Source organism: Methylovulum psychrotolerans (assembly GCF_002209385.1).
Lineage (GTDB): Bacteria > Pseudomonadota > Gammaproteobacteria > Methylococcales > Methylomonadaceae > Methylovulum > Methylovulum psychrotolerans.
In genome coordinates, this window is the sequence record NZ_CP022129.1 from 1,449,406 (window position 1) to 1,469,505 (window position 20,100).

The 20,100-nt window shown below is 51.9% G+C and carries 18 protein-coding genes; 12 read left to right on the plus strand and 6 right to left on the minus strand.

Annotated features, from left to right (window positions below; translation table 11 throughout):
- Window positions 1–174: 174 nt before the first annotated feature.
- The 3 genes from CEK71_RS06560 to CEK71_RS24125 all read left to right on the plus strand — a co-directional run bounded on the left by CEK71_RS06560 (window position 175) and on the right by CEK71_RS24125 (window position 3,788).
- Window positions 175–3,225, plus strand: coding sequence for an NACHT domain-containing protein (locus CEK71_RS06560; RefSeq protein ID WP_088618636.1), 3,051 nt, complete (start codon window positions 175–177; stop codon window positions 3,223–3,225).
- 123 nt (window positions 3,226–3,348) lie between these two features.
- Window positions 3,349–3,519 carry an SUMF1/EgtB/PvdO family nonheme iron enzyme gene (locus CEK71_RS24120; RefSeq protein WP_408630486.1) on the plus strand — a complete coding sequence of 57 codons (171 nt, stop codon included), beginning with the start codon at window positions 3,349–3,351 and terminating at the stop codon, window positions 3,517–3,519.
- Between the two features lie 101 nt (window positions 3,520–3,620).
- Window positions 3,621–3,788, plus strand: coding sequence for a hypothetical protein (locus tag CEK71_RS24125; RefSeq protein WP_198328490.1), 168 nt, complete (start codon window positions 3,621–3,623; stop codon window positions 3,786–3,788).
- Between the two features lie 73 nt (window positions 3,789–3,861).
- On the opposite strand, the gene CEK71_RS06565 is transcribed toward CEK71_RS24125, so the two are convergent.
- Window positions 3,862–4,239 carry a formylglycine-generating enzyme family protein gene (locus CEK71_RS06565; protein ID WP_088618637.1) on the minus strand — a complete coding sequence of 126 codons (378 nt, stop codon included), beginning with the start codon at window positions 4,237–4,239 and terminating at the stop codon, window positions 3,862–3,864.
- Between the two features lie 19 nt (window positions 4,240–4,258).
- Window positions 4,259–7,213, minus strand: coding sequence for a Tn3 family transposase (locus CEK71_RS06570; RefSeq protein WP_088618562.1), 2,955 nt, complete (start codon window positions 7,211–7,213; stop codon window positions 4,259–4,261).
- A 339-nt stretch (window positions 7,214–7,552) separates the two neighbouring features.
- Between CEK71_RS06570 and CEK71_RS06575 the strand changes: the two genes are divergently transcribed.
- On the plus strand, window positions 7,553–8,632 hold the full coding sequence (locus tag CEK71_RS06575; protein ID WP_088618638.1) for an alginate export family protein: 1,080 nt from the start codon (window positions 7,553–7,555) through the stop codon (window positions 8,630–8,632).
- Window positions 8,633–8,700: 68 nt separating this feature from the next.
- On the opposite strand, the gene mtaB is transcribed toward CEK71_RS06575, so the two are convergent.
- Both mtaB and CEK71_RS06585 read right to left on the minus strand, forming a co-directional pair.
- Window positions 8,701–9,990, minus strand: a complete 1,290-nt coding sequence (mtaB, locus tag CEK71_RS06580) for a tRNA (N(6)-L-threonylcarbamoyladenosine(37)-C(2))-methylthiotransferase MtaB (RefSeq protein WP_088618639.1) — start codon at window positions 9,988–9,990, stop codon at window positions 8,701–8,703.
- A 111-nt stretch (window positions 9,991–10,101) separates the two neighbouring features.
- Window positions 10,102–10,593 (minus strand): hypothetical protein, encoded by a 492-nt coding sequence (locus tag CEK71_RS06585; protein ID WP_088618640.1) that lies wholly within the window; start codon window positions 10,591–10,593, stop codon window positions 10,102–10,104.
- 266 nt (window positions 10,594–10,859) lie between these two features.
- Between CEK71_RS06585 and CEK71_RS06590 the strand changes: the two genes are divergently transcribed.
- On the plus strand, window positions 10,860–11,333 hold the full coding sequence (locus CEK71_RS06590) for a DciA family protein (protein WP_088618641.1): 474 nt from the start codon (window positions 10,860–10,862) through the stop codon (window positions 11,331–11,333).
- A gap of 54 nt (window positions 11,334–11,387) precedes the next feature.
- Here the strand turns inward: CEK71_RS06590 and CEK71_RS06595 are convergent, their stop codons facing one another.
- Together CEK71_RS06595 and CEK71_RS06600 are read right to left on the minus strand one after the other, a co-directional pair.
- A complete protein-coding gene (locus tag CEK71_RS06595; RefSeq protein WP_088618642.1) occupies window positions 11,388–12,698 on the minus strand; it encodes a S41 family peptidase in 1,311 nt (436 codons plus the stop codon).
- 60 nt (window positions 12,699–12,758) lie between these two features.
- A complete protein-coding gene (locus CEK71_RS06600) occupies window positions 12,759–13,970 on the minus strand; it encodes a murein hydrolase activator EnvC family protein (RefSeq protein ID WP_088618643.1) in 1,212 nt (403 codons plus the stop codon).
- Between the two features lie 421 nt (window positions 13,971–14,391).
- Here CEK71_RS06600 and CEK71_RS06605 point away from each other — a divergent pair, with 421 nt between their 5' ends.
- The 7 genes from CEK71_RS06605 to CEK71_RS06635 all read left to right on the plus strand — a co-directional run bounded on the left by CEK71_RS06605 (window position 14,392) and on the right by CEK71_RS06635 (window position 20,090).
- A complete protein-coding gene (locus CEK71_RS06605) occupies window positions 14,392–14,712 on the plus strand; it encodes an ArsR/SmtB family transcription factor (RefSeq protein ID WP_088618644.1) in 321 nt (106 codons plus the stop codon).
- A 30-nt stretch (window positions 14,713–14,742) separates the two neighbouring features.
- Window positions 14,743–15,195 carry a rhodanese-like domain-containing protein gene (locus CEK71_RS06610; RefSeq protein ID WP_088618645.1) on the plus strand — a complete coding sequence of 151 codons (453 nt, stop codon included), beginning with the start codon at window positions 14,743–14,745 and terminating at the stop codon, window positions 15,193–15,195.
- Between the two features lie 42 nt (window positions 15,196–15,237).
- A complete protein-coding gene (secB, locus tag CEK71_RS06615) occupies window positions 15,238–15,705 on the plus strand; it encodes a protein-export chaperone SecB (protein WP_088618646.1) in 468 nt (155 codons plus the stop codon).
- Between the two features lie 5 nt (window positions 15,706–15,710).
- Complete coding sequence (locus tag CEK71_RS06620; protein WP_088618647.1) at window positions 15,711–16,724, plus strand: NAD(P)H-dependent glycerol-3-phosphate dehydrogenase; 1,014 nt, start codon at window positions 15,711–15,713, stop codon at window positions 16,722–16,724.
- Window positions 16,725–16,785: 61 nt separating this feature from the next.
- Window positions 16,786–17,112, plus strand: coding sequence for a YkgJ family cysteine cluster protein (locus CEK71_RS06625; protein ID WP_232463778.1), 327 nt, complete (start codon window positions 16,786–16,788; stop codon window positions 17,110–17,112).
- Between the two features lie 96 nt (window positions 17,113–17,208).
- A complete protein-coding gene (locus tag CEK71_RS06630) occupies window positions 17,209–18,279 on the plus strand; it encodes an AAA family ATPase (protein WP_088618649.1) in 1,071 nt (356 codons plus the stop codon).
- Window positions 18,276–20,090: a vWA domain-containing protein gene (locus CEK71_RS06635; RefSeq protein WP_088618650.1), complete on the plus strand. Its 1,815-nt coding sequence runs from the start codon at window positions 18,276–18,278 to the stop codon at window positions 20,088–20,090. The genes CEK71_RS06630 and CEK71_RS06635 overlap by 4 nt, the downstream gene beginning before the upstream one ends.
- Window positions 20,091–20,100: the final 10 nt, after the last annotated feature.

A 20,100-nucleotide genomic window follows, 5' to 3' on the forward strand; every position in this document is an offset into this window, starting at 1 on the left:
AGCGGCCTATCAGGCCATCGTGCAAAGGTCTTTAGCCTTTGCACGATGGCTTTACCCCCCCGTGCGGGCAAGATGCCCGCGCTCCATCATAGCAACTGCGCCTGTTTTGCAACAATGGATTACTTTTGTCATAATAACGGCTGACAATACCCCGACAACCGCCAAGGATGACCTATGTCCGCCCAACCCATGCCGCTTGACTACAAGATTTATCATATCTTCCTCGCCTCCCCAGGGGATATGAATGACGAACGCCAAATGGTAAGGGACTTCTTCCAAGACTATAACCGCACCACTGCCAACCGCCAAGGGCTTGAGTTTAAGGTGATAGGCTGGGAATACTACAGCCATGCAGGTGTCGGCAGGGCGCAAGCGTTGATTACCGAACAAACCCTAGCCCAGTATCAAAGCTCCTTAGTCTTACTGGTTGGCCTATTAGGCCAACGCTTCGGCACACCCACAGGCGATTACGAATCCGGTACAGAAGAAGAGTTTCAAACCGCCATGCAGTTTCGGGCAGAGCAGGGCGGTTGGCCGGAAATAAAATGGTTTTTTCGCCAAGAGTGGAGCAAACAAGGGTCACCGAATAACCCCCAGCAATTGATGGTAGCCAGCAATCAATGGCAAAAAGTCCTCGATTTTAAAAGCCAACTACAAACCCAAGAGCCGTTATTCTTAACCGTAGACTTTGCCAGCACAGACGATTTTAAAGACATTTTCAGTCATGACCTGCAACTCTGGCTACACGACCCCGCCCGCCCGTGGCACAAACAAAAAAACCTCCCCACCCCAGTTCCAGACCCCACACTCACCACCCAAAACACCCCTTACTTGGCGGTTTGGCTTAAGCTGGTGCGGGATGAATGCGCCCAATTGCCCTTGCCTATTCTGGACGGGCGTATGGGCATGGCCTCGGCCTCGCCGATTGAATTGCCGGATATTTTTGTGCCGTTAAAAGCCATTCCCCCCAGCAAAACATGGCAAGAAACTACGGCGGAGACTATCGCTTTAGCCAGAACAATGATGCAGGATAGGCAACAAGACCCCCAGCCTATTTTGGACTTGTTGCAAGACCAACGCTTGGCGGTGGTGATTGGCGACCCAGGGTCGGGTAAGTCCGCGTTAATTAACCAACTCACTTGCCTATTGCTCACCGACAACCTCACACACTTCCTGCCCGATTCTTTACAAGGCCGCATCCCCCTGCGCATTATCCTGCGCCGGGTACAAATCCCCGCCCAACTTGACGCAACTGCCCAAGGCCAAGCCGCTTGGCTTTGGGAAAGCGTCAAAGAAGACATCCGCGCAGCGTTAAGCAACAGCCAACAAGCAGAAGCGGTATTAGCCACGTTACAGCACCAACTGATGCAGCCTCCAGGCGGCTTAATCCTCTTGGACGGTTTGGATGAAGTCCCCGCCGCCGACCAACGCCAGGGGCATTTATTACAGGCTATCCGCGCCTTAGTGTCGTCATTGCCGGAACATAGCCGTTTTATCATCACCGCCCGCCCTTATGCCTATACCGACCCCTGCTGGCGGCTGAAAGGGTTTAGCGAATTTTTCCTGACCCCCTTTGATAAAGAACAAAGGGCGCAGTTTATTAAGGGTTGGTATAACACCGCGCGTAGCCGTTTTGCGTTACGCGAAACCGAACTTCAGCAACGGGTAGAGGATTTGCTGGATAAGGTCGAACACCAGCCGCATTTACAAGAGCTGGCCGAGCGGCCTTTATTGTTGACCCTGATTGCCATTTTACACGCCAGCGGTGGCCGCTTACCCGAAGACAGGGTCAAACTCTACGAAAAAAGCGTCGATTTATTGCTCTACCGTTGGCGGCAAGAGACGTTTCGGGATAGCGACGGGCAACAATTACGCTTGGATGAAAAAGTCCTGCTGGCTTGCCTGCAAACCCTTGCCTATAACGCCCATAAGGCACAACAACAGCAACAGGCCGATAATCGGCACACGGCAGATATTAGCACGGCGGCGATCTATACGGCTTTTGACCCTATCCTCGATAAACTGGGCCGCCATGACCTGATGGCCTTTTTACAACAGCATACCGGTATTTTAATCGCCCGCGAACAACGGCAGTTTGCCTTTCCGCACCGCTCTTTTCAGGAATACTTGGCGATGGGCTGGCTGACCTCGCAAACCGAAGACCTGCTTAGCCCCGCCGTCTGTGCCGATCCTTTATGGTGGCGGGAAGTGTTTATGCAGGCGGTGATTATGCAACAAAACCAACCCGGTTTTGCCGTCAGTTATATTAAAGAAGTGTTGGAATGCGGAAAAAACCAAGTAGGGGTCGCCCGCCAACGCCTGTACGTCTTGGCGGGTTTGGCGTTAATGGAACTTAACATCAGCAAAACCGATACCTTAACCGAAACCGTGCGGCAAGAGCTGGTCAAGCTGTTGGCGGATGCCCAAGCCTTAAATATCAGCGAACGTGCGGAAGCGGGGCGGGTGTTATCGGGCTTAGGCGACCCGCGTCCGGGGGTAGGCCTTAACACCCAAGGTTGGCCGGATATAGATTGGGTGAAGGTGCCTGGAGGGGTGGTGGTTTTGGAAGATAAGGCAGGTACTGTTCACGTCACACCGTTCTGTCTGGCCCGTTATCCGGTCACCAACGCCCAGTTCCAAGCGTTTCTTGACGATGCGGACGGCTACACCAACCCGCATTGGTGGATAGGACTGGATGCCACACCCGAAACGCCTGAGCCACCACACTGGACAGAAGCCAACCACCCTCGCAACAATGTGTCTTTGTTTGAGGTCATGGCCTTTTGCGCCTGGCTGTCGGCGCGGTTAGGCTACGCCATCACCTTGCCGACCGAAGCCCAGTGGCAACAGGCGGCCTGTAGCACCCAAGCAGGCTTTGCGTACCCTTGGGGCAAAGAGTACCTGACAGGCTTTGCTAATATTAACGAGACTTGGGATAATGTCGGCCCGCATAATTTGGGGCGGACGAGTGCCGTAGGCATATACCCGCAAGGCCATTCTCGGCAAGGCATCAGCGATTTAAGCGGTAATGTTTGGGAATGGTGCCTGAACAGTTATAAAGACCCCGGCAACACGGCATTATCAGGGACGTTTTCCCGCGTGTTGCGCGGCGGCTCTTGGTACGGCAGTCAAGACGACGCGCGTGCCTCGGACCGCAACTACGGCTCGCCCGACTGCCGCGACATTACTGTCGGCTTTCGGGTGTGCCGTGCGTCCCCCATCTGAACGCTGTCCTCTGAACCCTCCGCCGCGTTAGCGGCGGGCGATTTTTTTCTTGATACCCCTCCTATCTCAGCGCATAATAAACTAGCTGGTTTACCAGTGGGGTTACCCGTAACGTTTTCCCGCGTGTTGCGCGGCGGCTCTTGGAACAACAATCAAGACAACGCGCGTGCCTCGTACCGCAACAACAACACGCCCGACAACCGCAACAATACTGTCGGCTTTCGGGTGTGCCGTGCGTCCCACATCAGTCCCCCAGTTCTTCATCTATCGGACGCTTACAAAAACTCCGGCTGATCATCCATGAATCCAGCACCCAAGTGTTACCTGTCACTTGCGGTGTGCCTTGGTTGGGCTTCGTGATTTACCCAAACCACCGGAAGCTAAAAGCCCGAAAGGTGCAAACAGCTACCCGACGGTTAAACGGACGTATGGATGCTTGGCGGCGTGGCGACATAAGCTTTACCGAATTGGATGCCAGCGTTAAAGCTTGGGTTAATCATGCCCGTTATGCGGATACTTTGGGCTTACGCACACAGCTTTTCGATAAATTGTCACAACGTTAATGCCCAGTTTAATTTGCCACTCGACAAAAAAATCGCCCGCCGCTAACGCGGCGGAGGGTTCAGTGGACAGCGTTCAGATGGGGGACGCACAGCACACCCGAAAGCCGACAGGCCCGTAGCGGAGGCCGGGCCCGCGGCTGAGGCGGTACGAGGCACGCGCGTGGCCTTGAAAGCGGTACCAAGAGCCGCCGCGCAACACGCGGGAAAACGTCCCCGATAATGCCGTGTTGCCGGGGTCTTGATAACTGTTCAGGCACCATTCCCAAACATTGCCGCTCAAATCGCTGATGCCCTGCCGGGAGTTGCCTTGCGGGTATATGCCCACGGCACTCGTCCGTTGTAAATAATGCGGGCCGACATCGCCCATAATTTCATCAATATTTGCAAAACCTGTCAGGTACTCTTTGCCCCAAGGGCGGGTACAGCCGACATACATGTAAAAATAGGACATAGCGGCCAAACCCAGTTGATTATATCGGCAATGTCGGGTCTATAGGCTCCGGAATGGCATTTGAATCGATAACGTAATCGCCAAAACGCTTGATATGGCTTGTGACGTAAGGACTTAAAGTTGCCACATCCTCCCGGTTTATCGGAAAACCCTCTTCTTTGAGCATCCGTAATATCCGCGTCTGATCGACCACGTTTTGGAAGATGACGGCATTGGCCACCAGATCATTATACTTGATGACTTTTTCCTGCTCTTCGGGATCGTTGTCGGCGATGACGCCATCACCACCGAAAAACAGCCACTTGGAAAATCCGTTGTACGCTTCCACCTTATTTGTGGTCGCCGTAATCTGTTCGCGTAATTCCATGTCGGAGATGTAATCCAAAAGGAAGAGGGTACGGGCCACCCTGCCTAATTCCCTGAAAGCCTGATATAGCCGGTTTTTACGGCTATAGTTGCTCAACTTGCGTAATAAGATCGAGGATGAAACCTTTCCGGCCTTGATCGACAGGACTACCCGCAGCAAATCTTTCCAATGTGTTTCGATCAACTCCCAGTCGATGGCATCCTTGAACAGTATATCGATATGTTTGTAGGTAATGTCTTTGCCGGGCCGGAAAAACACCAGATCATGCCAATTGCGGATGCGCGGCATTAGTTTTATGCCCAACAAATAAGACAAGGCAAACACGGGCGTCGACTGGCCTTGGGTGTCGGCATGAACGGTATCAGGCTGTATGTCTGATGTGTTTTGCAGCAAGCCTTCAATGATGTAGATCGCTTCCCATACCCCGCAAGGTATAAAATGGCTGAACAGCGCCACATAGGTGTCGGCAATATGGTGATAGGCAATGCCGCCATAACCGCCGTAGCGGATATGGTATTCCGCCAGTAGGTTTTGGACGTATATCTCTAATTTCGTGCCGTCTGCGGCAACTGATTTTCCGGTGCCCCACAGTTTTGGCAATTCAAACGTATGGTAATGGTTGATAATGTCCTTAATCGCTGCATTTAATTTATGGGTATTGGCATGTCGGCGGTTGATGAAAGACAGCATGTGCGGCGTGACCGTGCCGCGTAGATGACGCGAGGCTTGTGCCGGCCCCAGATTGCAGCCATAGGTGAATGCGGTGAGGATATACCGCTCCCCAGGGTTTTCGATCTTGGGGTCAGAACCTGATAGCGGCCCAAAATGACGGTTCCATCCTGTCCAATGGGCGACATTGCAAAGCACGTCGATTACGTTACGTTCATCCATCCGTTGCAGTAAAGCCGCTTCGAGCGCACGGGCCGAGGCTTTCGATTCGTGGGGTTCGCTCCGTTTCAGAATCGGCAGGCCGCTTTCAGTGAGCCCCAGCGCTTTATTGTTCGGAAACCCTGCGTCGACTTCTGCGGCTTTCTGGGCCAACACTTCACGCAAGTTGGTTACAAATGCCTGCGCGTTATTTGCAAAGCCTAATTGCAGGCAGTAATCCCCCACCAAGGGTTCGCATTCCTCCCAACCCAAAAGTTGTTCACGATAATCGGCGTAAGATTCCGAACCCCGGATAGCCACATCCCCCGATTTTATTTCCGCAGCCAATGCGGAAAAGACGCACACTTCGAAGTGTTGGCGGTTAATTCGTTCGCCATTCTCGGTTTTCACTTGTACAGTGCGTTTCCAGCGCCCGTTAGTGAAAGAAAAGTCCACCGTGTCATCAATCAAGACGCATTTTCGGTGCTCGTGTTTCATCAAGACATCCAATGCCTGCATCAGGGACGTGTCTTCAGTTGTCGAAGTCATGGCCAACAACCGCAACATACGGAATAATGCGGGCCGATGGCTACGGTAAAAACGCCACAACAGCGGGAAATAGTTATCACCGCTAAAAGCGGTGATGGCCGCGCAATCGTCATGCAAGGCGGCGGCTCCGCCGTGTTCCGTCAGCAAAGTGCGTATGGTGCGCCCGGCCTCCTCATCTTCAGGCTGCGTTTCCAGCACGTTAATGACATCGGACAGCGTTGCAACCAGATGCTCGGTTTTCTGACGGAATTTGATGCGTAACCGTTCCAGTTCATCTTTACCTCGCCGATGGATTTGGCTGATACGCTTGATGAACATGTTGGCAAGATCGTCACGGGTCTGGATGCGGGCACGGTGGATCATGCTGAGGATGAGCACATACCGCTTTGGCGGCGAAAACTGCTTTATCTCAGCAGCGTCCAAGGCCTTAGCTTCTGCGGCAAAATGCTTGATCTTGGCATAAGGGATACCCTGCAAGTGCTGGTCGCTTCCTACCGTATCGGAAAGCTTGACAATATGATCCAGCAAATCCTGTAAATGCCCCAGAGACGGGCATTTAGGCAATTGCTTGATGGTAAAGAACAGGGACTTTTTTTGGGGGTTAGTTCCGACTTCCAGCAATGCATCGAGGCCTTCACGCTCAGACGGCGATAAGCGTTTCAATACCGTTTCGAATATGCGGCTATTGGCCAGGGTACGAATTCGCCGTGAATGCCGGTCAAGCGTACTGAAGGCAGGCAGCTCGATACGCTGCCGCACCAGCTCTTCAATGGCAACGTTGATCAGGTCGGCCGGGTTATCCATCACTTCGGCAGCGGTAGCCATGGCTTCGCTGGCCACCCGCAATCCGTCATCATTCCAGGCCGCTACACCTAAATGTTGCCGGATAGCCTGATGATGCCGATACAGTGTTTTTAAGTCGGAATAAACCGGTGATACTTCGCTACTGATACCGCTGGCAGCACGGATATGCTGCACGATGTCCGAAGGTATAACCGCCACGTCCGGAAAATAACCAAGCCGCTGAAAGGCCTTAAGCAGCAATAGGATACAAAAACGTGTCGGTTCTTTGCGTGACAGGGTATTGGCAAAATGCAGCTCATCCTCTTTTGGGGTGTAGAGCGCATCCAACTCATTGGCTAGCGGATTTCGCTTGAAGCGTGGGTAAGCGGTGCGTTCGATGGATGCCATACTGGAAAGGTCAGCTGAGTATAGGACTTTATTGTCTTCTTACAGTGGTTATCGTCGGTGAAACTCGGCGGTAGCCAGTAAAGATAATCGATTTCATTTTTCAGAGAGTGCAGAAAGTACACTTTTTACACTCACTGCTTACCCGGTCTTCCCAATTGCCGTTCCCTTGATTTTTGGTGCGAAAACCTTTGCCAAAATCATAATGCGCTGGCCTGCCATGCTTCAATATGCCCAATCCACTTCTTTGATGATGCCATCGTTATTCCCCATACAAAAGGGCAAGGATGACAGTTCGTATCAGGTTTGCCTAGGTGGATTGGCTAGACGTTTACAGTATTTCTGCATCGCTTTTTAGTCCATGCCGATTTACACGTCTCCGAACAGGTTAGGGCGTTTATCCAGCTAAGCAGTTATTTGTCGGATACTGTCGGCCTTAATAAAGGATCACTGGATAACAACAGCGCGGATTTGCAACAAGGTTTTGTTGACCTGCATTTTCAAACGGTGACTGCCCGTGTCGGCAGACAGGAGTTTGCTTTGGGTTCGTCACGCCTCATCAGCGTACGCGAAGGCCAGAATGTCCGCCGGGCGTTTGATGGCGTACATGTCCGCTTAAAAAATACTTATCTGGACGTGGAAGCGTTTGGTTTTGAAGAGGTTGAAGTAAAGCCGGCAAGTTTCGATGATCAGGGCAATACACAAGAAAAACTGTGGGGGCTGAACAGCAAATGGGCTTTTAAACCGACTAAAGCAGAATTTTACTATATAGGCTTACAACGCCAAGCAGCCAAATATCAAGCTATGATGGCCGATGAAACAAGGCATTCGTTCGGCACCCGGATGTTCGGTAAGCAGTCAGGCTGGGATTGGAATCACGAAGGCATTTATCAAACAGGCCGCTACGGATCGTTGACAATCAATGCCTGGACTCTCGCCTCACTCACAGGTTATACTTTTAACAGCCTAAAATGGCGGCCGCGCCTAGGTTTAAGCGCTAACATCGCTAGCGGCGATGATAATGCCAAAGATAAGCAGCTAAATACCTTTAACCCTTTATATCCCAATCTATCCTATTTTGAGGAAGCGGCTATGCTAGCTCCCCAGAATTTCTTTAACATAATGCCTAATCTCGCCATACAACCGTTAACAAACGTCCGCGTGTCCGTTGATTGGAATTTTTATTGGCGGCTGTCAAAAAATGATGCTGTGTATGTGCGCGGACTTAATCCCTTGCCACAAACTTTAGGCGTTAACGGGCAATTTGTTACCCACGCCTTTTCTGGAAATGTCGATTGGGAAATCAACAAATACGTTTCACTCGGTTTTAGTTACAGCCATTTTTTTGCCGGACAAGTGATTACCGAAGCGGGTGGGCATGATACTGATTACCTTAGAAGTCAGGTGAACGTAGCATTCTAAGCAAACGTGTTTTTAATGCCAAAAACCCGAAATATTTGCCAGCGTCAGCAGATGAATCCCCCCCTTTCTTAATCAACATAATCAGCCAGCACATACTGCGCGCTAAGCCCAGTCAAACGGGCATCACCCGTGGTATTTTCCAAAGAATCGCTATTGCTTATCACGCAGCCGACCCGCAAATAATTCGGCGTATAGCCAAAAACCCGTTGCCGTTCGGCATCAACAGGTTCGCTGTATGCTTCCCATAACACCGGAAATACTTCACCTAAATTAGCCCGCCAAAAAGCTTGTTTCAGACTCTCAGCCAAACTATGCAATTGTTGGCTACGCTGTTTTTTGACCTCATTAGCGACCTGATATGGCAAAGTGGCGGCTTTGGTGCCTTCGCGTTTAGAATAGGTAAAGATGTGGATATGGCCAAAGCCCAATTGCCGGATAAAGTCGATGCTGTCTTGCCATTCCTGTTCGGTCTCGCCGGGGAAACCGACGATAATATCGGTGGTGACATTAAAATGCGGCATTTGGGCGCGTAATTGCCCGACGATCTCGGCAAACTCTGCGGTTTTGCAGCGCCGGGCCATACGCCTTAAGACGCTGTCGGAACCGCTTTGCAGCGGCAAATGTAAATGCGGCATCAGGCGCGGATTTTGGAATAGCCCGAAGAACTCCTCATCAAATTCCCAAGGCTCTAACGACCCCAGACGCAAGCGGGGAATAGCAGTTTCGGCCAGTATGGCTTTAAGCAAGGCCACCAGATTAAGCCCTAAATCACTGCCATAGCCGCCTAAATGCACCCCGGTCAGGATCACCTCGGTAATGCCTTGGGCATGGAGGGCATTAATTTCCGCCACCACGTCGCTAATGGTACGGCTGGATTCTTCGCCTCTGGCGACGGTGACGATACAAAAAGTGCAACGGTAACGGCAACCGTCCTGCACTTTAACGAAGGCGCGTTGGCGGCCACGGGTGAACAGGGAAATTTCGCCGGGTTCGGTCGACATGGCGGGCATAGTTTCCATCGCCAATTCCGTCAAAGCCTTCGTGACCAATTGGTCTTTATCTTTGTTACTGACCACCAGATCAACGCCCAGCAAGGCGGCGGCCTCATCAGGATTTAGGGTCGCATAACAGCCGCTGACCACCAGCTTGGCTTGCGGATTGTCGCGGTGGATGCGCCGTATCAGATTGCGTGATTTCCGCGCCGCATCCTGGGTGACGGCACAGGAATTAATCACTACCAAATTGGCGGCTTCGGCTTGGCGGGTGATTTGATGGCCGGATTTTTGGAAGGCCTGCGCCCATGTTTCCAGTTCCGCCTCATTCAGGCGGCAGCCCAGCGTTTTAAGATGTACTAGCATGTGGGGGATATAAAAACGGGTAAAAACGGTGAAGGGATAATGTCCCTAGACAGGACATTATCCCTTCAGGTGTGCTTGCCAAAGCCGTAACATGACAGCCTCTACGCTAAGCTATTCGACGGTAAGGCCTTTTCTCTTATAATCCAAGGCTTGTTCGACGCTGAAGCCTTTTGCCAGCCATTTCTTGGCTTGGCTGGGGTTAAAGCCCTCCCGGCTCCACAGCATAACTTGGTCGGGATCATCAATACCCGCCTGTATCCAAGGTTTAGCGTCTGCCGGATCAAAGCCATTGGTTGCATAGCTGATCGCCATTTCTGGGGACACCCCCATCGCCAACCATTTACTGGCTTCGGTCGGGGTAACCCCACCGCGATGCCATAACGACGCCTGTTTAGGGTCATCAATGCCTGCCTGTATCCAAGGCTTCGCATCGGCTGGCTCAAAGCCGTTGGTTGTATAACCCATCGCCACCGCCGGGCTAACCCCTAAGGATTGCCATAAGCCAATATTTTGGCTGGGCACCATCGCCCACGGGTCGGGCGTAGTCGCGCAACCCACCACAGCCAAATAAGCGACGATAGGGAGAATAAGTTTATAATTCATGGACTAACCTTTTTCAATAAAGAGAACGTAAAAAATAGTGTTTGGGCAGGCCTTGCCAGTCAACAGCTTGGTTTAGCCCAGCTTGCCACAGTGCCAGATGCCGCCTAAACCCTATAAAAAACTGAATTAATTGACAATTTTATTATAAGCGTCAACAATGGCAACAAAATAAGAGACTTTAGACAAGGGAATAGGCCCTCTCAGCACGGCAAATAGCAGCATCAGCTTATTTTATAGATACCTAACGCTTTAGGATGGAGTAATTTATGGCTAAAACCGCATTCCACATTCCGCTTGCCTATCAAAACCGTATGTTTGGCTATTATCTCGGCCAAATCGAACAGCAACGGCGGCTATTGCAACACGTCCGGCAAAGTTTACCCGAAAATCTGGCAAAACATGTTTGCCATTGTCTGGCCAGCAATAACACTCTGCTGGTATATACCGATTCGGCAATTTGGGCATCGCAGTTACGTTTTTACAACCAGACCTTGTTAGCGGCAATGGTCAGTGCCGCCGCCCCCCCTAGCCCAGCCGTACAGAAAGTAAATATTAAAGTGATGACCGAAACCACTGGGGCAACTAGCCAACAAGGCGGCAAAAAGCCACACGTCAACATCCCTTCTGCCGACACCATAGACCTGATGCAAAAACAAAGCGCCAGCATCAGTGACCCTACTTTACAACAAGCCTTACAACGCCTCAACGCCACCTTAAAAAAGCGTGCTGAACGCAGTTAAGGTGGGCTTATAGCCTTTCAGGCTTCAATAACCTGAAAGGCTTCTTAAGGCGAATTACTTAGTCTTCATAATACTGATGCCTTTGAGCAGGTTCAGTGCTTCGGATAAGGCGTAATCTTTCACTTCCAAATCGTCTTTGGCCTTATCATCAGTTGCCGCCGCACCCGCCGCCTTGCCTTTGTTATTTTGCAAATGCCCTGACAAATCCGCTTCTTTAACGGGGGTAAAATCCGACTTGTCGAGCGTTTCCAGCTTAACCCGCGCCAAGGCAATATCAGGCTCGATACCCTCGGCTTGGATGGAGCGTCCAGACGGCGTGAAATAGCGTGCCGTGGTCAGCTTAATCGCCGCACCATTGGTGGTCGGCAAGATAGTTTGCACCGAACCTTTACCAAACGATTTCTCGCCCATAATAATGGCGCGTTTTTGGTCTTGCAAAGCACCTGCGACAATTTCCGAAGCTGAGGCGGAACCGGAGTTAATCAACACCACAATAGGCGCACCGTCAATCAAATCGTCAGGGGCGGCACTAAAGCGCATTTCGGAATTTTCGATACGGCCTTCGGTATAAACGATCAGGCCGCTAGTCAAAAATGCGTCACTGACTTTTACCGCCGCATCCAACACACCACCTGGGTTATTGCGCAAATCCAGCACCAGACCTTTCAGGTTGCCACCGTTTTCTTTCTTTAACGCCGCCAACGATTCGGTCAGGTTATCGCCTGTGCCTGATTGGAAGCTGCTGATGCGCACATAACCATAGCCTTTTTCCAACAAACGGTTTTTGACGCTTTTCACTTTGATGATGTCACGCGCTATCGAAAACTTCAGCGGCGTTTCTGCACCTTCGCGTACCACCGTCAGTAAAATCTTACTGCCGGGCTCGCCGCGCATGGTTTTGACCGCATCCGCCAAAGACATGCCCTTAACGGGTTTGTCATCCAGTTTGACGATCAAATCGCCCGCTTTTAAGCCGGCTTTTTGGGCAGGCGTATCATCAATTGGCGAAACGACTTTGATAAAGCCATTTTCCATCGTGACTTCAATGCCCAAGCCGCCGAACTGTCCGGTCGTGCCTTCTTTCAGCTCTTGGTATTCATCGGCCACCAAATAAGCGGAATGCGGATCAAGGCCGCTTAACATGCCCCGAATGGCATCTTCGAGCAATTTCTTATCGGATACGGGTTCGACATAATCGCGTTTGATACGCCCGAAAATCTCCGTAAACGTCCGTAAATCCTCAAACGGTAAGGTGTCGGATACCGGCTGGTTATCCTTATCGGCTAAGACACTGCCACAGTTACCGACGGCCACACCCAATATCACACCCAACGACAAGATCAATATATTTTTCTTTTTTAGCATGTGTCTTAAAACTCCAAATCCTCTAATTGTCTATTCTCATGAATGAGCGATTATTTGCTGCTAATAGCTTTGACACCATACCAATGGATCAATCGGCATAGCATTTTTGCGTATGCCAAAATACAAACCAGGCTGGCTACGTCCACCACTTTGTCCGACACTGGCGATCACATCACCCGGTTTTACCGTATCGTTAACCTGCTTGTAAAGGCTCTGATTGAAGGCGTACAAGGTCATATAGCCACCGCCGTGGTCGATAATCACCAAGTAACCATAACTGCGCAACCAATCGGCAAACGTGACCTTGCCCGCCGCAACGGCACGGACATCCACACCTTCTTTCGCCTCGATCAACACCCCGCCTTCCACACCGACATGACCGGCGTTACGCACCACCCGACCTTGCACAGGCCAAGACAATTTACCTTTAAAATCGGTAAAGTCACCTAGCGGTTCGGTAAAGTCGGCGCTTGGGGAGGTGCTTTCCCCCGCATCGGCTGCAACAGGGGGGGCATTCTCGGCAAGGGCTGCCTTAATGCCCAATTCTTGAGGTAACGAGGCAATCAAGCCGCGCAACTTTTGCTCGCTTTCGGCCTGATAACGGAGCTGCTCTTCATAAGACGTCGCGGCAATATCCGCCAATAACGTTTTGCGCTGTTGCCTGACCGTATTCAGCGCGGCTTGCTGCGCTTGCTTTTGCCGTAAATCCAACTCCAATTGCTGGGTTTCAGTTTGTTTTTGCTGGTCTAATTGCTCCAAATCAGCGATGGATTTTTCTAATTGGGCAATTTTTGCCATCCGCGCCTTATTGATGTAGCTGTAATATATCATCATTCGGCTGGACAAGGCGGGATCTTGCTGATTGATCAACAATTTTAATTCTTCCTGCTCACCCATTTCATAAGCGGCTTTGACCTGCCCTGCCAAATCTTTGCGCTCTTTGGCGATAGCCCGTTGGCAGACGGCTATCTCCAGCTCGATTTTCTCTATATTTTGGCGTTTTTGCTCAATCTGCTTATAAAGGGAATGCAGCGCCGCCGCAATCTCCCCATAACGCTTTTCGACATCCGCCAACAATTGTTCCAGATTATCTTGGGGTAACGGCACAGTAGCGGTATTACTCCCCGCCGCCACGTCAGCGTCCGGCAGCATTTCGGCTTCAAGCGCTTGCCCCGATTCCGCTTCGCTAGCTTGCAGGCCATCACCTTCGAGCGCCGCTGCCTGCCGCACACAAACGCAAAGCAGCAGACCTAAGAGCCGTTTGTTTGCCATTCTCCGCTTATGCTGCCTTAAGTAAAGATTGGTCAGCCACTGCCGCCATAATCCGTGGCAAAGCACGGGCAACCGCCTCTACTGCCGCCAGAATCCGTAACGCTAAAGGCTGCGGTCGGTTCAACATAGTTTATTTATCTCCTGACGCTAAAAATCGGTAATTGTGAAAAAATCTCACCCCAGACAAAAACTCTGACATTATCCGTTACCCATAATGTAAAAAAGTAAGGTATCATTTTGTGTATTGACGGATATTGTAATTGATTCAGACGCTGTCGCCAGACAATCACAGGCAACATGATCAAGTAATTGCTATATTAATACACCTTGCGGGCCTTTGGATAATATTAATCCCGTATGAGGCTTGCCAATGACTTCTTTTCTAAACGGAAATCATCTTCCCCGACCTTGAACTAACAGTATGGACACAAATACAGACCCCATTTTATACGATGAAAACGACATCATCAAAGCGGCGCGTTGCCTAAAAGCCATGTCCCACCCTTTACGGCTGAAAATCTTGTGCATTTTGGGGAAAGACTCCATCAGCGTTCAAGATATTGTCGAGCAAGTAGGCACTAGCCAAAGCAACATTTCCCAACATTTGTCGATACTTAGAGAAAAAAACATCTTGGGCTCAAAAAAAGAGGCCAACCGCGTCTATTATTATATCGACGATCCGCGCATGAGCCAGCTTATCGACATGATGCGGGATGTATTTTGCTCCGCTAAGCCCCATTGACCACCTTAACACCTGACCAAGCCAAACCCCATGGACTATAACCGTTACCTAGAATTCGCCCTCAACCACTATATTTTATCGCTAGCCTTAGCGGTAGTGACTTATTTGTTGATCCAAGAGCTGTTCGATACCGCCTTTAAAAAATTCGCCGCCCTGTCACCCTTGCTGGCCGTCGCCAAAATGAACAATGAGCAAGTCGTCATTATTGACGTGCGCGAACCTTTAGAATTTACCGAAAGCCACATCGAAGATGCCAAAAACACGCCCCTAAGCAAATTCGTCGACTACCTGCCCGGCTTAGAAACCTACAAAAAAACCCCGTTGCTGGTCGCCTGCCAAACGGGCACCCGTTCCGCCACCGCCGCAAAAATGCTTACTAAAGCCGGTTTTGAACAAGTGTTTGTCATCACCGGCGGTATGGCAGCGTGGGAAAACGACTACAAATTGCCGGTGAAAATCAGCAAAAATAAGAAGAAAGCTTAATCATCCCCTCCTTTTATCACTCAACCACAACCAACTTGAATTATGGCCGAAGACACTAACAACGTAGAAAAACAATTTTCTATCCAAAAAATTTACACAAAAGACCTGTCTTTTGAAACCCCTAATACCCCTGCCGTCTTCACCGCCAAATGGGAACCCGCTGTTGATTTCAACTTGGCGACCAATGTCAATAACTTAGAACCTAACCTGTTTGAAGTGTCCTTAAAAGTCACCATCACCGTCAAATGCGGCGATGTCACTGCGTATCTGGTCGAAGTCAACCAAGCGGGCATTTTCGCCTTAGGCGGCTTCAACGACCAAGAAATGGGCCCTATGATGGGCAGCTTCTGCCCCAATATCCTGTTCCCTTATGCCAGAGAAGCCATTTCTGATCTGGTCACCCGTGGCGGCTTCCCGCAACTGTTACTGGCTCCCGTCAACTTCGATGCCTTATATGCACAACATGTGCAACAAATGCAACAAGCCCCCGGCACAGGCACATTGAACTAAGCTTAATGGATAACCGCATCGCCATTCTGGGGGCCGGGTCGTGGGGGACCGCCCTCGCTATCCTCGCCGCCAGAAATGGCTGCCAAACCCTACTATGGGGGCATAATGCCGCGCATGTCGCGGCATTAGCCCAAACGCGGCAAAACCACCGCTACCTGCCCAACATCGATTTTCCGGCTCTGCTGACCGTGACAGCCCATCTGCCCGAAGTCGGCAGTTTTGGCAATGTCCTGATGGTCTGCGTGCCTAGCCATGCCTTTAAAGCCACGCTCCTCGCGCTCAAGCCCCATCTGCCTGCCGATGTCAAAATCGCCTGGGCAACCAAAGGCTTTAATGCCGACAACGGCGCCTTATTACACGAAACCGTCGCGGCCATCTTTTCCCCCGACACCCCAGCGGCCATCATTTCCGGCCCATCATTTGCCGCCGAAGTTGCCGCCGACTTGCCCACCGCCATCACCATCGCCTCCTTGCAAACCGATTTTGCCAACCAACTGGCGGAGATTTTCCACAGCGGGCGTTTCCGCACTTACACCAGTTCCGATCTGATCGGCGTGGAAGTCGGTGGCGCAGTCAAAAATGTCTTAGCGATTGCCGCCGGGATTGCCGACGGCCTAGGCTTCGGCGCCAATACCCGCTCAGCCTTAATCACCCGTGGCCTGACCGAAATTATGCGCTTAGGTATCCAACTGGGCGGTAAACCGGAAACCCTGATGGGTTTGGCAGGCTTAGGCGATTTGGTGCTGACCTGCACCGACGACCAATCCCGAAACCGCCGCTTTGGCTTGGCCTTAGGGCGCGGCAAAAATCGCGCGCAAGCCATTGAAGAAATCGGCCAAGAAATCGAAGGCGTTTCCGCCGCCAAACAAACCTATTTGTTGGCGCAAAAATACGGCATCGACATGCCCATCACCGAACAGACCTACAAAGTGCTATACGAAGGCCTTGCGCCACAGGCCGCTGTCGAAAACCTGCTGTCGCGGGAAGTCAAAGCCGAATCGCCGGATTCGCCCACCTGAGCACGGCTAAGGCGGTTTTCTCTTTGGAGCGCGGGCATCTTGCCCGCTCCTTGCGGGCAAGATGCCCGCGCTCCAAGACCAGTGTCCTTTAGTTTGTCTGAATTATTTCCTGCCCATTCCTAAGCGAGGCCATTCCATGCAATGCCGGATCGGCTGCGGCGCGTGCTGCATAGCCCCCTCCATTTCCTCCGCCCTGCCCTTACACCCCAACGGCAAACCCGCCGGGGTACGGTGCCTGCATCTGGATGCAGGCAACCGATGCGCTATTTTCCTGCACCCCAGTCGCCCGGCTGTCTGTAGCGGTTTTCAACCTACTGAGGATGCCTGCGGCAGTACCGATGCGGAGGCTTTGGCGATATTGGCGGAGTGGGAGCGGTTGACGGGCTAGGATGACGCTAAATCTTTACAATAAATTTTATTTTTTAAACTTTTTAGCAATCTAACGACTCATTATTCCACGTCAAACCTCCCCTTACCATTGCTAATGCACTCAGCCATCCAGCTTACGCCCTCCCAAGCCTTTGATTTTCTGCTCAATGTCGCCGTAACCCGTCCTGTGTTTCTTTGGGGTGCACCCGGTATCGGCAAAAGCGCGTTAATACGCAAGTTTGCCGATACCGTAGGCATGGAATGCGTCTCTTTATTAGGCAGCCAATTGGCACCGGAGGATCTGCTGGGTGTCCCGCAAATCGACGGCAATTGTTCGCGCTTTTTCCCGCCCGCCAACATCGTGCGCCAAGAAGCGTTTGTCCTATTCTTAGATGAGCTCAACGCCTCCAGTCATGAAATCCAAAAAGCCTTCTACTCCTTGATTTTGGACAGGCGAGTGGGGGAATATCATTTACCTGCCGATACCATTGTTATTGGCGCGGGTAACCGCGCCAAAGATGCCGCAATTGTCAAACCCATGCCATCCGCCCTTATCAACCGCCTTGCCCATATCCATTTGCGGGCCGACCATCGGCAATGGTTGGATTGGGCGGTGGCCGAAGGCGGCATCCACGCGTGGGTGCTGGACTACATCCGCTTGCGCCCCGATCATTTATGGAACGAACCCCCCAAACATGAAGAGCCGTTTTCGACACCGCGCAGCTGGCATATACTCTCGGATGCCTTACATTCCTTTGGCGATAACCTAGATGATATCATGTTGGAAGCCTTAGCTTTTGGCCTACTTAGCCCGGCCCATGCGGGTCATTTTAAGGGCTTTGTCAAACAAATCCGCCAAAAGCACACCCTCCATAGCATTCTCAAAGGCGATGCCCAGTGGCCTGCCGAACCGGCTGACCGCGATGTCTTATATTTTTTGGCACAATCATTTCGGGGCTTGCTACGCAAAGAACTCCCTGATGACGAGGCCTCGGTGCGTAGCGAACATAAGCAATTGGCTGTACGCGCCAAAGACAGGTTACGCGAACTGGCCCGCATCAGCGTGGAAATAGCCCAATCGGTGTTGGCTCAAGACGAGGAAGGCACCCGCCTGCCTGCCTGGTTTTTGGTGGAAGTCGCCCGTGATTTGCCGCGTTTGGCGACGCGGGACAAATTTAAGCCATGAGCAAAAAACCAGACCCCGCCGATAACGCGAAAGCCGCACGGGAAACCGCTATCGGCACTATCCGCAATTGCCCGGTGCTGATACCGTTGGTGCGGCATCTTTGCATCGGCATCGATATGCGCCACCAATTTGTGGCAGAAACAGGCTGGCTGGCCCTCTCGCCAAACGGCCATATTTACCTACACCCCAAACGCCGTGCCGCACCGGAAGAATGGGCGCGGCTTATCGCCATCGCCGCCGTATGCCTCGGTTTTAGCGTGGTACGGCGGCGCGACCCGCAAGCCATTTGGGAATTGGCCGCACTCTTGGTAGCGAACCGCTTTTGCGATGACCTAAAAATTGGCCGCCTCCCCGAAGCCTTCAATGTGCCTTTACCGACCATCCCCGCAGGCGGCGAAGAAACCTTATTTCGGATCTTATGTGTAGAAAAAACTCATCCGCAAACCCTCAGCTTTCGGGATAATTATTGCGGTGCAGGCCGTATGGTATTTTGCGGGCTTGACGAGAAGCCCGACTACAGATCGCCTAGCCAATTCACTTGGCAAAGCCTGCTGGCCGAAGGTATTGCCCAAGGAGCCGGACAGGCTTTGGAACTCGCCTCAGGTAACGCTAACACCACTACTAATCGGCCTAACCCTAACAGCCCCGCACAAAAAGCCAAGCGCCGCCTGATTGACCACCATCCCTTATTAGGCGCATTAGCGGCAGGCTTTGATGTGGAAGAAAGCATTGCCGAATGCCGCCGTTACGATATTCAAGTCGCGGCGATTGATGTCGGTGCCCGCAAAATCTGGATGAATGCGGCGGTACGCTTAAGCCCTAACGAAGCCTTGTTCGTGTTCGCCCATGAACTCCTTCATGCCGGCCTGAACCATGCGTCACGCCGACGCGGACGTGACGCTTTCCTATGGAATGCCGCTTGCGATTTTGTCATTAACGGCTGGCTCAAGGCGATGAATTTGGGTACGCCGCCGACTATAGGGATGTTATATGATCCAGAATTCAGCAATTGCTCGGCAGAAGAGATTTATGACCGTCTGGCACAAGACATCCGCCGGGCGCGTAAGCTTGCCACCCTACGCGGACTAGGGCAATGTGATTTTTTTGGCGAAACCCAACAGCCAGCGTTTACCGATGCGGAAAGTTATTGCCGCCGAGCCTTGGCACAAGGCTTAGAGCGTTGCCAGAACAGTGGGCGCGGCTTGCTACCCGCTGGATTGGTCGAAGCCATCCGTTCCCTCAACCAACCACCTATCCCTTGGGACGTACAGTTAGCCGACTGGTTCGACCGCCATTTCCCCTCGCCCGAATACCGCCGCAGTTATGCCAGACCATCACGCCGCCAAGCAGCCACGCCCACCATCCCGCGCCCGTCCACTTGCCCGCCCCCTGAAGAACAACGTAAAAGCCGGGTGTTCGGAGTCGTGCTGGACACGTCAGGCTCTATGGAACCGCAACTATTAGGCAAGGCTTTAGGTGCTATCGCCAGTTACGCCATTGCCCGCGAAGTCTTTGCCGTGCGCCTGATTTGTTGTGATGCCGCTGCTTACGACAGCGGCTGGATAGAACCGGAACGCCTATTGGACAGGTTTATGGTCAAAGGGCGCGGCGGCACGGCTTTACAACCGGGTGTGGACGCATTGCGCGACTTGGCCAGCAAAGGCGATTTCCCCCGCCTCGGCCCGGTGCTGATCATTACCGACGGCGGCTGTGAAAACCATTTGGACATCTCTTTTTCACATGCCTACCTGCTACCCGAAGGCAAACGCTTACCTTTCACTGCACGGGGAGACGTTTTTTCGGTTAAATAAGCCGCCAGTA

Coding starts and splice junctions, on each gene's coding strand:
- CEK71_RS06560 (WP_088618636.1), top strand. CDS start 175: ATGTCCGCCCAACCCATGCCGCTTGACTACAAGATTTATCATATCTTC.
- CEK71_RS06565 (WP_088618637.1), bottom strand. CDS start 4,239: ATGTCCTATTTTTACATGTATGTCGGCTGTACCCGCCCTTGGGGCAAA.
- CEK71_RS06570 (WP_088618562.1), bottom strand. CDS start 7,213: ATGGCATCCATCGAACGCACCGCTTACCCACGCTTCAAGCGAAATCCG.
- mtaB (WP_088618639.1), bottom strand. CDS start 9,990: ATGCTAGTACATCTTAAAACGCTGGGCTGCCGCCTGAATGAGGCGGAA.
- CEK71_RS06585 (WP_088618640.1), bottom strand. CDS start 10,593: ATGAATTATAAACTTATTCTCCCTATCGTCGCTTATTTGGCTGTGGTG.
- CEK71_RS06590 (WP_088618641.1), top strand. CDS start 10,860: ATGGCTAAAACCGCATTCCACATTCCGCTTGCCTATCAAAACCGTATG.
- CEK71_RS06595 (WP_088618642.1), bottom strand. CDS start 12,698: ATGCTAAAAAAGAAAAATATATTGATCTTGTCGTTGGGTGTGATATTG.
- CEK71_RS06600 (WP_088618643.1), bottom strand. CDS start 13,970: ATGGCAAACAAACGGCTCTTAGGTCTGCTGCTTTGCGTTTGTGTGCGG.
- CEK71_RS06605 (WP_088618644.1), top strand. CDS start 14,392: ATGGACACAAATACAGACCCCATTTTATACGATGAAAACGACATCATC.
- CEK71_RS06610 (WP_088618645.1), top strand. CDS start 14,743: ATGGACTATAACCGTTACCTAGAATTCGCCCTCAACCACTATATTTTA.
- secB (WP_088618646.1), top strand. CDS start 15,238: ATGGCCGAAGACACTAACAACGTAGAAAAACAATTTTCTATCCAAAAA.
- CEK71_RS06620 (WP_088618647.1), top strand. CDS start 15,711: ATGGATAACCGCATCGCCATTCTGGGGGCCGGGTCGTGGGGGACCGCC.
- CEK71_RS06625 (WP_232463778.1), top strand. CDS start 16,786: ATGCCCGCGCTCCAAGACCAGTGTCCTTTAGTTTGTCTGAATTATTTC.
- CEK71_RS06630 (WP_088618649.1), top strand. CDS start 17,209: ATGCACTCAGCCATCCAGCTTACGCCCTCCCAAGCCTTTGATTTTCTG.
- CEK71_RS06635 (WP_088618650.1), top strand. CDS start 18,276: ATGAGCAAAAAACCAGACCCCGCCGATAACGCGAAAGCCGCACGGGAA.